The organism is Propionicicella superfundia DSM 22317, assembly GCF_000423465.1.
In the GTDB taxonomy this organism is placed as follows: domain Bacteria; phylum Actinomycetota; class Actinomycetes; order Propionibacteriales; family Propionibacteriaceae; genus Propionicicella; species Propionicicella superfundia.
The window spans coordinates 1-12434 of record NZ_AUIA01000027.1 but is presented as its reverse complement, the minus strand read 5'-3'; the positions used below and the strand labels follow the sequence as shown (position 1 = coordinate 12434).

Annotated in this window: 14 protein-coding genes; 9 read left to right on the top strand and 5 right to left on the bottom strand. The window is 70.8% G+C overall.

The genetic code is table 11. The features are described 5' to 3' along the window. Window positions 1–88: 88 nt before the first annotated feature. The 4 genes from G555_RS0104640 to G555_RS0104625 all read left to right on the top strand — a co-directional run bounded on the left by G555_RS0104640 (window position 89) and on the right by G555_RS0104625 (window position 2106). Window positions 89–592 carry a hypothetical protein gene (locus tag G555_RS0104640; protein WP_028707972.1) on the top strand — a complete coding sequence of 168 codons (504 nt, stop codon included), beginning with the start codon at window positions 89–91 and terminating at the stop codon, window positions 590–592. 32 nt (window positions 593–624) lie between these two features. Next, window positions 625–1230 carry a nucleoside triphosphate pyrophosphohydrolase gene (locus tag G555_RS0104635; RefSeq protein WP_051208452.1) on the top strand — a complete coding sequence of 202 codons (606 nt, stop codon included), beginning with the start codon at window positions 625–627 and terminating at the stop codon, window positions 1228–1230. Window positions 1231–1331: 101 nt separating this feature from the next. Beyond that, window positions 1332–1553 (top strand): helix-turn-helix domain-containing protein, encoded by a 222-nt coding sequence (locus tag G555_RS0104630; RefSeq protein WP_084634741.1) that lies wholly within the window; start codon window positions 1332–1334, stop codon window positions 1551–1553. A 1-nt stretch (window position 1554) separates the two neighbouring features. Continuing rightward, window positions 1555–2106, top strand: a complete 552-nt coding sequence (locus G555_RS0104625) for a Clp protease N-terminal domain-containing protein (protein ID WP_028707969.1) — start codon at window positions 1555–1557, stop codon at window positions 2104–2106. Between the two features lie 52 nt (window positions 2107–2158). On the opposite strand, the gene G555_RS0104620 is transcribed toward G555_RS0104625, so the two are convergent. From G555_RS0104620 to G555_RS0104610, 3 genes are read right to left on the bottom strand one after another with little or no spacing between them, the layout of a single operon-like run. Next, on the bottom strand, window positions 2159–2833 hold the full coding sequence (locus tag G555_RS0104620) for an ABC transporter ATP-binding protein (RefSeq protein WP_028707968.1): 675 nt from the start codon (window positions 2831–2833) through the stop codon (window positions 2159–2161). After that, the gene (locus tag G555_RS22175; protein ID WP_028707967.1) at window positions 2827–3873 is read right to left on the bottom strand and encodes a hypothetical protein; all 1047 of its coding nucleotides are present in this window, start codon (window positions 3871–3873) and stop codon (window positions 2827–2829) included. The genes G555_RS0104620 and G555_RS22175 overlap by 7 nt, the downstream gene beginning before the upstream one ends. A 47-nt stretch (window positions 3874–3920) precedes the next feature. Continuing rightward, a complete protein-coding gene (locus tag G555_RS0104610; protein WP_028707966.1) occupies window positions 3921–4910 on the bottom strand; it encodes a hypothetical protein in 990 nt (329 codons plus the stop codon). 287 nt (window positions 4911–5197) lie between these two features. On the opposite strand from G555_RS0104610, the gene eno reads away from it, so the two are divergent. Then, entirely contained in the window at window positions 5198–6481 is a 1284-nt protein-coding gene (eno, locus tag G555_RS0104605; protein WP_028707965.1) for a phosphopyruvate hydratase, read from the top strand. A gap of 624 nt (window positions 6482–7105) precedes the next feature. Continuing rightward, a complete protein-coding gene (locus G555_RS21080; RefSeq protein WP_051208444.1) occupies window positions 7106–7537 on the top strand; it encodes an FtsB family cell division protein in 432 nt (143 codons plus the stop codon). A 9-nt stretch (window positions 7538–7546) separates the two neighbouring features. Here the strand turns inward: G555_RS21080 and G555_RS0104595 are convergent, their stop codons facing one another. Continuing rightward, the gene (locus G555_RS0104595; RefSeq protein WP_028707964.1) at window positions 7547–7744 is read right to left on the bottom strand and encodes a PspC domain-containing protein; all 198 of its coding nucleotides are present in this window, start codon (window positions 7742–7744) and stop codon (window positions 7547–7549) included. Window positions 7745–7993: 249 nt separating this feature from the next. Here G555_RS0104595 and G555_RS0104590 point away from each other — a divergent pair, with 249 nt between their 5' ends. Genes G555_RS0104590 through G555_RS0104580 form a run of 3 tightly spaced genes read left to right on the top strand, consistent with a single transcriptional unit; the run spans window position 7994 to window position 10476 of the window. Further along, window positions 7994–9127 carry a phosphoribosylaminoimidazolesuccinocarboxamide synthase gene (locus G555_RS0104590; RefSeq protein ID WP_028707963.1) on the top strand — a complete coding sequence of 378 codons (1134 nt, stop codon included), beginning with the start codon at window positions 7994–7996 and terminating at the stop codon, window positions 9125–9127. Then, complete coding sequence (gene purQ / locus G555_RS0104585) at window positions 9124–9810, top strand: phosphoribosylformylglycinamidine synthase subunit PurQ (protein WP_028707962.1); 687 nt, start codon at window positions 9124–9126, stop codon at window positions 9808–9810. Before G555_RS0104590 ends, purQ begins: the two co-directional genes overlap by 4 nt. A 21-nt stretch (window positions 9811–9831) precedes the next feature. After that, window positions 9832–10476, top strand: a complete 645-nt coding sequence (locus G555_RS0104580) for an SIMPL domain-containing protein (RefSeq protein ID WP_028707961.1) — start codon at window positions 9832–9834, stop codon at window positions 10474–10476. Between the two features lie 24 nt (window positions 10477–10500). Here G555_RS0104580 and G555_RS17965 read toward each other — a convergent pair whose 3' ends face one another. Continuing rightward, complete coding sequence (locus tag G555_RS17965) at window positions 10501–11682, bottom strand: AI-2E family transporter (protein ID WP_084634724.1); 1182 nt, start codon at window positions 11680–11682, stop codon at window positions 10501–10503. Between the last annotated feature and the right edge of the window lie 752 nt (window positions 11683–12434).

The following is a 12434-nucleotide window of genomic DNA, read 5'->3' as shown; positions in this document are numbered from 1 at the left end:
CCGCGGGTCCGGGAGCGCCGCATGCGGCGGGTCGGGGCTCCCGAGGCCATATGCTGGGCGGCGGAAGCACCTGCTGAAAAGGACGTCGATGACCGTGAAGCTCCGTTCCGTGATCGTGGCCGTGATCGCCGGCCTGCTCCTGCTCACCGGCTGCTCGACGCCGCCGGCGGCCAACGTCGGCGTCCGTGTCGGGGACCAGACGATCGGCACGAGCGAGATCGACGAGGTGATCGCCCTCATCGGTGAGAGGACCGAGTACCAGGTTCAGAACACGACGATCCTGCAGGTGTTCGCCGCGTCGGCGGTGGCCGAGCAGTACGCCGCCGACCGCGATGTCGCGGTCTCCGAGGCCGACATCGAGGCACTCGTCGGCACCGATGCGATCTTCCAGCAACTGGGCGACGACGCGGTGGCGAAGGCGTTCGAGCGCCGCGTGATCCGCACGAGCCTGATCGCCAAGCAGATCACCAGCACCGAGTCGCTCCAGGAGTACGACGTCGTCCTCAACCCGCGCTACGGCGTCACGTGGAACGCGGCCGACTCGACCCTCGTGACGGGCAGCACCTCGTTGTCGACGCTGCACACGTCGTGAGCCATCCCCAGCTCGACAGGCTGGTGGGCGTCATGCACGCCCTGCGCGCGGGCTGCCCCTGGGATGCCGAGCAGACCCACCGCAGCCTCGTCGCCTATCTCGTGGAGGAGACGCTCGAAGTCGTCGAGGCGATCGAGACCGGCGGTGACGCGGCGCTGAGCGAAGAGCTCGGCGACCTGTTGCTGCAGGTGGTCTTCCATGCCGAGATCGCCGCGGAGGAGGGGCGTTTCGACATCGAGGACGTCGCGGGCCGCATCGCCGACAAGCTCGTCGCGCGGCACCCGTACGTGTTCGCCGACGCCGACGTCCCCGCCGACATGATGGCGTCGTGGGAGGCGGCCAAGCGTGCCGAGAAGGGGCGGACGTCTGCCCTCGACGGCATTCCCGAGCGGCTGTCGGCCCTCACTCGCATGACCAAGGTGGTCTCCCGCGCCCGCTGGCACGGCGTCGGTGTCGACCTGCCCGACGAGCCGGTGACGGCCGAGGCGGTGGGGGAGCAGTTCCTCGCGCTCGTCGCCCGGGCGCAGGCCTCCGGCATCGACCCGGAGCAGGCGGCGCGCGACGCGCTGCGGGCGTTCGAGGCACGCGTCCGTGAGGCCGAGGCCGGCGCGTCGGACGCAGGCACCGCGTCCGCGTGACCGGGCGCGCGTTCGCGCGCTGAGCGCGCACTGGCCGCCGAACGCGAATCTCTCGTCAACATGTGTTGACGCCGGACGGGTCGTCAACATATATTGACGCTATGTCCGACATCGCATCCGCCACCCGGCTGGCCGGGGACCTCGGCAATGCCGACCCCGCCGTCGGGCTGCGCGCCGTGGCATCCCTGCGCATCCTGCTCGAGCGCCTGGAGGCGCTGCAGGTGGACCACGCCAGGGCGCTCGGCTGGTCCTGGCAGGAGATCGCCGAGCAGCTCGGGGTCACCAAGCAGGCCGTCCATCGCAAACACCACGGGAGGAACTGACATGTTCGAGAGGTTCACCAAGGACGCCCGCCGCATGGTGAAGGCGGCGGAGGAGTCGGCCCGCGCCGCGGGCTCCCCCTCGTTCGGCTGCGCACACCTGCTGTGGGCCCTCACCGAGCCGGGATCGACGGTGCGCGACGTGCTCGCCGCCCACGGGATCACGCCGGAGGTCGTCGCCGTCGAGCTCGGTCGCACACCGGCAGGCGGGCTGGACGCGTCCGCGCTCGCCGCCCTGGGCATCGACCTGGACGCCGTCCGCGCCTCGGTGGAGGAGACCTTCGGGCCAGGAGCGCTCGACGACGCCGCGGGCGGCGGCTCCGGTCGTCCCCGGGCAGGGGGCCGGCCGCGGTTCACCGACGGGGCCAAGAAGGCGCTGGAGCTGAGTCTGCGCGAGGCCATCCGTCTCCACGCCGACGGGATCGATCCCGCCGTCCTGCTGCTCGGCGTCGTCCGCGCCGACGACGCTCGCGTGAACGCCGTCCTCACCGCGGCGGGAACGGACGCCGCGACGCTGCGGGGCGACGTCGAACAACGACTGCGGCGTTCGGCCTGACGACCTGCCCGCGGCGGACCGGCCCCGCCCCGGCAGACGTCGAGGGGCGGTCTCAGCGGACGTCCGCGATGCGTCCGCCGCGCATCACGACGACGCGATCGCAGCGTTCGGCGACCGCCGGGTCGTGCGTGGCGACGATCGCGACCATGCCCGACGCGCGCAGCCTGCCGATGCAGTCCATGACGATGTCGGCGTTCTCCTGGTCCAGGCTGCTCGTCGGCTCGTCGGCCAGGAAGAGGAGCGGTGAGTTCACGCAGGCACGTGCGATGGCGACCCGCTGCCGCTGCCCACCCGACAGCGTGGACACGCGGGATCCGGCCAGCGGCCTCACACCGAGCTCGTCCAGTGACTCGCTCGCCAGCGTTCGCGCGCGCCGGGCGGACACCCCCGCGTAGCGCAGCGGGATCGCCACGTTGCGGAGAGCCGACTCGTCCTCGATGAGGCCGAACTCCTGGAAGACGTAGCCGACCTGCGTCGCCCGGAACCTCGCGCCCGCACGTGACCGGGGATGCGGCACCTCCACGCCGTCGATGCGGACGGCGCCCGCGTCGGGGGACAACTGGCAGGCGAGCATCCGCAGCAGGGTCGTCTTGCCGGAGCCGGATTCGCCGACGACTCCGAGGAGCTCGCCCGAGACCGCCGAGAGGCCGGCCTCGTCGACCGCCCGGACGGTTCGCTCCGCCGAGACGAACCGCTTGCTCAGCCCTGTCGCCGTCAGCGTCACCATGTGCTCTCCCGCAGTGCCGAGTAGTGGTCGGTCCGGGCGACGCTCCGGGCGGCGAGGAGCGGGATGGCGACGGCAACGCAGGCGACGACGAGCGCAATCCGGCCGGCGACGGTCGCCGCCTGGTGCCCACCGTCCACGACCGCCGCGCCCGCCCAGCCGAACACGACGGCCGGGAGTGCCCAGGCGAACACGACGAAGGTGAGAAGCCGGACGTAGAGGTGCGGCGTCCCGGCGCCGAGAGCGATGTGCACCACGAGGTCGCGCCGCCTGCTGCGGACCAGGGCCTGCAGGCCGCCGAACGCGCCCACGACCGTCGTGAGCGCGCCCGCGAGGAAGACCCCGAGGAACGCGGTGCGTCCGCGCAGCTCCGGCTCGTAGTCGAGCGAGATCTTGTCCCCCGCCCAGCGCGGGAACAGGGTGGTCGTCCCAGCCGTGGCGGTCAGGTGAGCGGCGATGTCGGCGCCGGTCGCATCGGTGATGACCAGCCGTGCCGCGATGTCGTGGATCTCGGCGTCGCTCGCCCGGGCCAGGTCGCGTTCGATGTCGCCGACGACGACCACGGTGCCCGACAGGGGCTGGAAACCCATCCAGAGATCGAGGTACCCGGCGTCCTCGATCGCCGCCACGATCGGCACGTCCACGCCGTCCACGAGGACCGACTGCCCCGGCCGGTGTCCCGATGCGGTTCCCGCCAGGGCGTACGGGGGCAGGGCGTCGACCTGCGCGAGCTGGAACACCCTCGCGAGGGACCCGTAGCCGACCAGGGTGTTCTCGGGTTGCGGCCCCGCATCGGCGGGGGATCGCAGTGCGTACGCCCGGCCGCTCGTTAGGACATCGACCAGATGGCGGCGGAGCGTCTCGGACGCCGCCCGCGGCGGCTGATCGGTGGCCGCGGCGACGAAGTACACGGCCCTGAGGTCGACCAGTCGGGAGGCCGCCCGGATGTCGGCGACACTCTGGGTCACCATGGCGGCGGAGACCCCGACGAGGACGCTCAGGAGCGCCACGTGCAAGGCGAGAAGGACGGCTCTGCCTGCCACGCGGCGAGTGTCCGCAAGGCCTTGCCGGCAGGCGTACCCGAGCCCCGTCACGCGATCGCCGTCCGGGCCAGGAGCGCGGCTCGCGCCCAGGCGACGATCACCGCGGACGCGAGATCGGCCGCGAGCAGGAGACCCCAGGCCATCGCAAGCCCGGTCTCCGCGCCGCCGGCCCCGGCCGACGCGGCGAAGACCGCGACGGACACCGCCGAACCGATCGCCGCGAACGCCCAGGCGACGGTGACGGTCGGCAGCTCGCCGAGCGCCGCACGGCCGGGCGTGGCGCCGAGGAGAACCCGTTTGCGCAGCCGATCGGCGCCACGGGACTGCTCGACGATCCACGCGGCGGTCGCACTCACCCACGCCAGGGACAGGATCAGCATCATCAGCAGATAGGACGGCGACCCGGCCAGGTCCTCGCCGAGCGAGGACCGCCGCGAGGCATGGACCTCGTAGCCGGCCGCGGTCAGAGCCGTCGCCAGGCGCTCGATCGCCGACGAGTCGAGCCCCTCGATCGCGAGGTGCCCGGTCGTGAGATCGGCGGCCAGCAGCGGATAGACGAACTCCGTCTCCGGGAACGCGTCGCCGTCGAAGTCGCGGGTGAAGGCGGCGGCGCCGGTGAGGCCGCGGGCCGGCACGCCGGCGGCGCCCAATGCCGATCCGGAACGGAGCGAGACGACGCGCCGGGAGCCGCGGTAGTCGTCCTCGGTGAACGGCAGGCCCGGCCACGTGCCCAGCGTGTCGAAGACGCCGGCGCCGACCCCGGATTCCGCGCCGCCGGTGTACACGGCGCTCGCGCGAGCGGTCGCGAAGGCGTCCGCGAGGGCCTGCCGGCCGGCACCCGCCCGGGAGTCGTCCCCGTCGGAGGAGTGAAGGTCGATGACCGTGGTGTTCGCGTCGGCGAGACGGAATCCCCGGATGCTGCGAACGTCCGCCGCCGCCTGGACAGATGCGAGGAGCGCCCCGATCAGGATCAGCAGCGGCAGCCGTGCCAGCGCGAGACGGACGATCGGGCGGGCACGGCGAACGAACGTCGTCACCTCACACCCGCTTCGCGGCGTTGCCCTTTGTGTCCGGATTCCTCATGGATGCCTCCCGTGTGGTGGGGTGGGTGGCTCGCACGCTAACGCAGTCGCTTCCCGTCCTTCAACCCCTGTTGGGATATCTGTGCCCGGCAGGCCGTGACGCGCCGATCTGCGGCCGGTCGCAAGCCCCGCGACCCCCGGCTGCGCCGGAAGTCCGACCAAACTCCCCCGGACCGATGGCGTTGCCGGGTCGGGCCGATAGGCTTTGGGCGTATAGCCAACCCAATGAAAGGCAACACATCGTGGCAAGCATTGATGTCGTTTCCGCTCGCGAGATCCTCGATTCGCGCGGCAACCCGACCGTCGAGGTGACGGTCGAACTGGATGATGGCTGCATCGGCCGCGCGGCCGTTCCGTCGGGCGCCTCGACCGGCGCCTTCGAGGCGGCCGAGCTGCGCGACGGCGACAAGGCCCGCTACGGGGGCAAGGGCGTCCTGAAGGCGGTCGAGAACGTCGAGGAGCAGCTCGAGCCCGAACTCCTCGGCCAGGACGCCACCGAGCAGCGCGTGATCGACCTCGCCATGCTCGAACTCGACGGCACTCCCAACAAGTCCAAGCTGGGCGCGAACGCCATCCTCGGCGTCTCCCTCGCCGTGGCCCACGCGGCGGCGCAGTCCGCCGACCTCCCCCTGTACCGCTACCTCGGCGGCCCGAACGTGCACCTGCTGCCCGTGCCGATGATGAACATCCTCAACGGCGGTGCGCATGCCGACTCCAACGTCGACATCCAGGAGTTCATGATCGCCCCGATCGGCGCGTCCTCGTTCGTCGAGGCGCTCGAGTACGGCGCCCGGGTGTACCACTCGCTGAAGGCCGTTCTCAAGGGCCGCGGGCTCGCCACCGGCCTGGGCGACGAGGGCGGCTTCGCCCCCAGCCTCGAGAGCAACGCGGCCGCGCTCGACCTGATCGTCGAGGCCATCGAGGCCGCCGGCCTCAAGCCGGGTGTCGACGTGGCGCTCGCGCTCGACGTCGCCGCGTCCGAGTTCTACTCCGACGGCACCTACGAGTTCGAGGGCGGCAAGAAGACCGCCGCCGAGATGATCGCCTACTACGACGGCCTGGTCGAGAAGTACCCGCTGGTGTCCATCGAGGATCCGCTGAACGAGGAGGACTGGGAGGGCTGGCAGGCCATCACCGCCGACCTCGGCGCAAAGGTCCAGCTCGTCGGCGACGACCTGTTCGTCACCAACGTGGAGCGCCTGCAGCGCGGCATCGACACCAGCACCGCCAACGCGCTGCTGGTGAAGGTGAACCAGATCGGATCGCTGTCCGAGACCATCGACGCCGTGGAGCTCGCGCATCGCAGCGGCTACCACACGATGATGTCGCATCGCTCCGGGGAGACCGAGGACACCACGATCGCCGATCTCGCCGTGGCTCTCGGCTGCGGCCAGATCAAGTCCGGCGCCCCGGCCCGCTCCGAGCGCGTCGCGAAGTACAACCAGCTCCTGCGCATCGAGGAGGAGCTCGGCGACGCGGCCGTGTACGCCGGAGCCGCAGCGTTCCCGCGTTTCGCGGCGAAGTGATCCCACCCGTTGCGCGCTGAGCGCGTGACGACCCGAACCGGGCGCGACCTTTCCGAAGGCCGCGCCCGGTTTGTCCGTCCGCGGGGCCCCGGCGCCGAGGTCGCCCGGGCCGAGGCGTGACATTCTGCGCCCGTATTGGTGCTGCGAGTGCCGTGCGGGCGGTGTGGCCGGCGTCGGGGGCCGATTTGTCACGCGCGGGCCCGGAGAGGGGCGCCGCCGCGGGTGTGACTTTTCGCCCGCGGGAGGCGCGAGCGGGCGGTGTGGCCGGCGTCGGGGGCCGATTTGTCACGCGCGGGCCCGGAGAGGGGCGCCGCCGCGGGTGTGACTTTTCGCCCGCGGGAGGCGCGAGCGGGCGGCAAGAGGGGGCCCCGACGGTGCGCACGGCGCGGTATGTCACGCGCCTCCGGCGGGGCGACGTTGCGGCCGGGGTGATCCCGGCCCGGACACGCCGGAACGCCGCGCCCCTCCGCGGCCCGTGAGGACGCCGCCCGTACTCTGAGAGTGATGCCTTCCTCGACGCGTTCCGGTCCTCGCACCCCGACCAGCCCTGGGCGGGGGAAGCCTCCGACGCGCACGCGCCGTTCATCGAGCGTCGCCCCGCAGCCGAAGGACACGGCGGCCCCGGTGGCTCAACCGGCGCCGCGCAAGCTGGGACGCGGATTCCACGTCACGAGGCGGGCGGTGGCGTTGTTCGTCCTGGTGCTCGTGCTCGCCGTGTCGTACTTCAACTCGCTGCGCGTGTACTTCGACCAGGAACGGCAGATCGTTCAGACACGCGCCGAGGTCGCCGAGCGCACGCAGGCGATCTCCGATCTCGAAACGGAGTTGCAGCGCTGGCAGGACCCGGCCTACGTCAAGGCGCAGGCACGGTCGCGCCTGGGCTGGGTGATGCCCGGCGAGGTCGGCTACCGGGTGATCGGGCCGGACGGCAAGCCCATCGACACGAGCGTGCAGATCGAGCAGTCCGGCAGCGTCCCCCCCGGCGAGGAGGCGCCGACCTGGTACGAGTCACTGTGGGGGTCGGTCGAGACCGCCGACGATCCGAAGGCGAAGTGACGCCAGAGGTCAATCCTCTTCGGGGATGAACCACCAGAAGAAGACGTAGGCCAGGATCTGCGGCCCCGGAATGAACAGCGACAGCACGAACCCGAGCCGCACGTACCGCGGGCTGATGCCGAAGCGTCGCCCGATGGCGGCGCACACACCCCCAAGTTTGCCGCGTTCCTTGCCCAGGCCCGGCGCCGGTCTCGCCAAGATCGCCATGACGTCTCCTCTCCGGTGCACACCCTACGGGCGGCGCGGGCCGGACGGGAGAGTGCCGCGCGCGCCGGTGCATCGAGACGAGACCCACCACCCGCTGGGGAAATGGGCGCCGCCGATCCCGGTCGCTGCGCATCGTCCCAGCCGTTTCGCGTCTCAAACCGAGGAATCGCCCCCCGCAAGGGGGACGGCGGGCACGGTTGAAGGTCGAACGCCCCTGTCACGTGACACCCTCCCCACTAGGCTCGGGGCGTGACCATCGGAGAGATTCTTCATACGGGCAAGGTGCGGCGGTTGCATGCTGTTCCTGGGCACCCAGATCGCCTGCTGGTCGTCGCGACCGATCGCATCTCGGCGTTCGACCACATCCTCGCCCCCGACATCCCCGACAAGGGTGAGATCCTCACCCAACTGTCGATCTGGTGGTTCTCACAGTTGTCCGACCTCGTCCCCAACCATCTGGTCAGCGCCGACGTCCCGTCCCACGTCGCGGGCCGCGCGATGCTCACCGAGCGTCTGCGGATGATCCCGGTCGAGTGTGTCGCCCGTGGCTACCTGACGGGATCGGGCTGGGCCGAGTACCAGCGGACGCAGTCCGTCTGCGGCGTGCCGCTGCCCGCCGGTCTGCAGGACGGCTCGAAGCTCCCGACTCCGATCTTCACGCCGGCGATCAAGGCCGAACTCGGCGAACACGACGAGAATGTGGACTTCGACACGATCGCGGCCCTTCACGGCCGTGACATCGCCAACCGCCTGCGGGACATCACACTCGCGCTGTACAGCCGGGCCGAACGTACCGCCCGCGAGCGGGGGATCATCCTTGCCGACACCAAGTTCGAGTTCGGAATGCGGGATGACGGCACAATCGTTCTCGCCGACGAGGTGCTCACCCCCGACTCGTCCCGCTTCTGGGACGCGGCCGCGTGGCGCCCCGGTGGCGCGCAGCCGTCCTTCGACAAGCAGTTCGTCCGCGACTGGCTGGCCCATGAGTCCGGTTGGGACCCCGCGACGGACGATCCGCCACCGCTGCCGCCCGAGGTGGTCTCGGCAACCCGCGCTCGCTACATCGATGCCTACGAGCGGCTGGTCGGGGCCCCCTTCGTGCGGCGCGCGGCCGATGCCCGAGCGGGGACCGGTGACGACAGTCCCCGCGTGGTGGTCGACGTGATGCCCAGGGCCGACGCTCTCGATCCCCAGGGGCGAGCGGTGACGAGCGCGTTGCAGCGCGTCGGGTTCGACGGGCTCACCGTCCGGCAGGGCAAGCGGTTCGAGATCGAGGTCGCCGGCGATGTCACGACCGAGCGTCTCGACGAGATCCGCGCGGCTGCCGACCGAGTTCTCGCGAATGCGGCGACCGAGGTCTACGACGTCCATGTGGTCCCATGACGGCGCGGATCGGTGTCGTCACGTTCCCCGGGTCCTTGGACGACAGGGATGTGCGTCGCGCCGTCGGTCTGGCCGGCGCATCGGCGGTCGCGCTGTGGCATGCCAGCGATACGCTGGCCGGCGCCGATGCGGTCATCCTGCCTGGCGGGTTCTCCTACGGAGAGCGGCTGCGGGGCGGCCCGACGACGCGGCTCGCGCCGGTCATGGGCGAGGTCGTGCGGCACGCCCGGCGTGGGCTGCCCGTGCTCGGCATCGGCAACGGCTTCCGCACCCTGTGCGAGGCGCAACTGCTTCCCGGCAGCCTGCTCCGTGATGATCGGGGCACGTTCGCGTGCCGCGAGCAGCGGCTGCTGGTCGCCTCGATCGACACCGTGTGGACCGTCGACTACTGGCCGTACGAGCAGGTCACGCTCGTCGTCAAACACGGCGAAGGCCCCTACGTCGCCGACCACGAGACCCTGACGCGGCTGGAGGACCAGAATCGGATCGTGCTCCGGTATGCCGATGAGACCCCGAACGGCTCGGTGAGCGACATCGCCGGTGTCACCAACGAGCGGGGGAACGTCGTCGGGCTCATGGCGCACCCCGAGCACAGCATCGGCGAACTCACCGGTCCGTCCTCCGACGGAAGCCGCGTCTTCTCCAGCGTGCAGCGGTTCCTGCGCGCACGGCAACCGGCGTGACGTCGCGAGAAGGAGGTCGTAATGCACATCAGGGTCACCGGTGAACACACGCTGTCCGTCCCGGCCGACGAGGCGGCCGTTCGCTTCTCGCTGGGCTTCTCCGGCACGGACAAGACTGCGGTGATGAACGACACGGTCCGGCTCTGCAATGCGGCCAAGGCCGAACTCGAGGCCCTGCGGCACGGCGGCGCTGTCGCGTCCTTCACGATCGAGTCCGTCCGGACGTGGGCCTCCTTCCCCGACACCCGGGCCCGCGAACGTCGCGAGCAGGAGCATCATGCCCGTGCGTCGGCGAGCGCGGTCTTCGTCGACTTCGACGAGGTCGGGCGCGTGGTGGCCGAGGCCGGCGCGCGAGCGGGCTGGACGCTCGCCGGCGTCACCTGGCAACTGGCCCGACCGACGCGGCTTGCCGTCGAACCGCAGGTGCTGCGCGAGGCCTTCGCCCGGGCGCAGGAGCGGGCCGGCTGGCTGGCCGACGCCGCCGGCGCGCGTGACCTCCGGGTGGCGGAGATCGCCGACGAGGCGTCCGTGATGCCCCACCGGATGGCCGCGGTGTACGCCACGCGTGCGGGGGGCGCGGCGGGCGACACGGTTCCGCTCGAGTTCGCTCCCGAGCCGATCGAGGTCACCGGACGCGTGAGCGTCGTGTTCGACGCCGAGGGCTGAGGCCGGTCCCCCCGGTCGGCGTCGTCAGCGGCCGCGGCGGTGAAAGCCGAAGTGGTCGCGCCTGCTCGCGCGCTTGTTGTTCGTGGCCCGGCGCTGTCGTCGGGCATCGCGGTCGAGCGGGTTGCGGAAGCCCTCGGGCGGGGCGTCGGCGGGGACGTCCCGGGCCTGCAGGAACACACCCAGCCACATTGTGCGCGGACTGGAGTCGATGAAGACCGCCTTCAGGAACAGCGTCAGCGGCACGGCCATGATCGCGCCCAGGCCGCCGAGGATCGACACCCAGAACAGCAGGGACAGGAACGTGACGGTGGTGTTGAGGCCGACGGCGTCCCCGGTGAACTTCGGCTGGATCATCGTCTGGAAGAAGAAGTTGATGATGCTGTACCCGACGATGACGATGATCATGGCCGGAAGGTCGTGGGACAGCAGGGCCATGAGCGCCGGCGGGATCAGCCCGAGGACGAACCCGACGTTGGGGATGTAGTTGGTGACGAATGCGAACACGCCCCAGGTGATCGCGAGCGGGATGTTCATGAACGAGAGGAAGATCGTGTCCAGCACGGCGACCAGCAGGCCGAACCCCGTGGACACGAGCCAGTACTGCCGTACCCGGACGCCGAAGTCGCTGAGGGCGGTGAGCATCGACGGCTGATCTCGCTGCAGCCACTGCGTCCTGTTGACGATCTGAGTCGTGTCCACCCCCATGAAGACGATCACGATGATCAGGGTCACGAGCTGGCCGGAGCCCTGCCCGATACTGCTGAGGAGGCCTGTCGCGGTGCTGAGGAGCGAGTTGAAGTTCACCGAGCTCAGCCCTCGCGAGATGGTGCCCTCGTCGAGGCCGAAGCCGGAGAGCCACGCGATCGCGTCCCGGTAGACGGCGGTGAAGCGCGAGGCGTACTGGGGAAGCGTCTGCGCCAACTGCGCGATCGACATGCCGATGAGCGCGACGAGCCCGAAGATGAACAGCAGTACCAGCGCGGAGCAGGCCACGGATGCGAGCGGGCGCGGCACGGACCGTTCGACCAGCCATGTGAACAGCGGCCTGACGGTGATGATCAGGGTGAGTGCGAGGAATGCCGCCGAGAACAGGTCTCCGATCTGGCTGAACCCGGCCAGGACGATGACGGCCGCTGCCAGCGCGAACAGCAGCGACACGCCCACCGGGCGTCGTTCGTCGTCGGCTTCGAGGATTGGTCTGGTCATGGTCGGCCTGCCTCCTGTCCTCGGTGCGAGTCTATGGGCGCCGGTTCCTCCGGCCGTGTTCCGCCACCGCGGTGGGCTCCCGCGAGGGCCGGGCGGGACGATCGCCGCTTCCGGATCGGGGTAGCGGAGTGGCCGCCGGAGGACGTGCGGGAGGCCGGTCGGGCGCTGCGCCGGGCGTCCTCGTGCCGTGAGAATCGCCGTAGCGGCCAGGCTGAGCGACGCCCACGAGTTAGGTGTCTATAGCGTGGGGGATCTTGGGTGCGGGCGCGACTATGTGCAAAATATCAAGTGGTGCCCCGAATCGGTGTGCCCGGACGCTCAGAAAGGACTTCGATGAGCACCAATCAGCCAGACCCGTGGGGTCAGCCCCCGACGCAGCCTGACGGAGAGGGCTACACGCCTCCGTCGTACGGCACCCCGGAGCCGGCTTCGAGCGGAACCGAGGGATACGCACCGCCCAGCACCCCCGAATCCACCCCTGACGACGGTGCGTACACGCCGCCGAGCTATGAGCCGCCTGCGGCCGATGTGTCTGTTCCGTCGGCGGCGGCTGATGGGGGCGAGGCTCCGGCTGCTCCGGTGTGGGGGGCGTCCGATCCTGCCGGGGCGGGCGCGTACACGCCGCCGAGCTACGAGCCGCCTGCGGCCGGATCCGACGCGTCGGCTCCTGCTGATCCGTATGGTCAGGCGTCGGCTCCTGCTGATCCGTATGGTCAGGCGTCGGCTCCTGCTGATCCGTATGGTCAGGCGTC

What these genes read in the sequence shown, in the direction of transcription:
- G555_RS0104640 (WP_028707972.1), top strand. Translation starts at nt 89, where the DNA reads ATGACCGTGAAGCTCCGTTCCGTGATCGTGGCCGTGATCGCCGGCCTG.
- G555_RS0104635 (WP_051208452.1), top strand. Translation starts at nt 625, where the DNA reads ATGCACGCCCTGCGCGCGGGCTGCCCCTGGGATGCCGAGCAGACCCAC.
- G555_RS0104630 (WP_084634741.1), top strand. Translation starts at nt 1,332, where the DNA reads ATGTCCGACATCGCATCCGCCACCCGGCTGGCCGGGGACCTCGGCAAT.
- G555_RS0104625 (WP_028707969.1), top strand. Translation starts at nt 1,555, where the DNA reads ATGTTCGAGAGGTTCACCAAGGACGCCCGCCGCATGGTGAAGGCGGCG.
- G555_RS0104620 (WP_028707968.1), bottom strand. Translation starts at nt 2,833, where the DNA reads ATGGTGACGCTGACGGCGACAGGGCTGAGCAAGCGGTTCGTCTCGGCG.
- G555_RS0104595 (WP_028707964.1), bottom strand. Translation starts at nt 7,744, where the DNA reads ATGGCGATCTTGGCGAGACCGGCGCCGGGCCTGGGCAAGGAACGCGGC.
- purQ (WP_028707962.1), top strand. Translation starts at nt 9,124, where the DNA reads ATGACGGCGCGGATCGGTGTCGTCACGTTCCCCGGGTCCTTGGACGAC.
- G555_RS0104580 (WP_028707961.1), top strand. Translation starts at nt 9,832, where the DNA reads ATGCACATCAGGGTCACCGGTGAACACACGCTGTCCGTCCCGGCCGAC.
- G555_RS17965 (WP_084634724.1), bottom strand. Translation starts at nt 11,682, where the DNA reads ATGACCAGACCAATCCTCGAAGCCGACGACGAACGACGCCCGGTGGGC.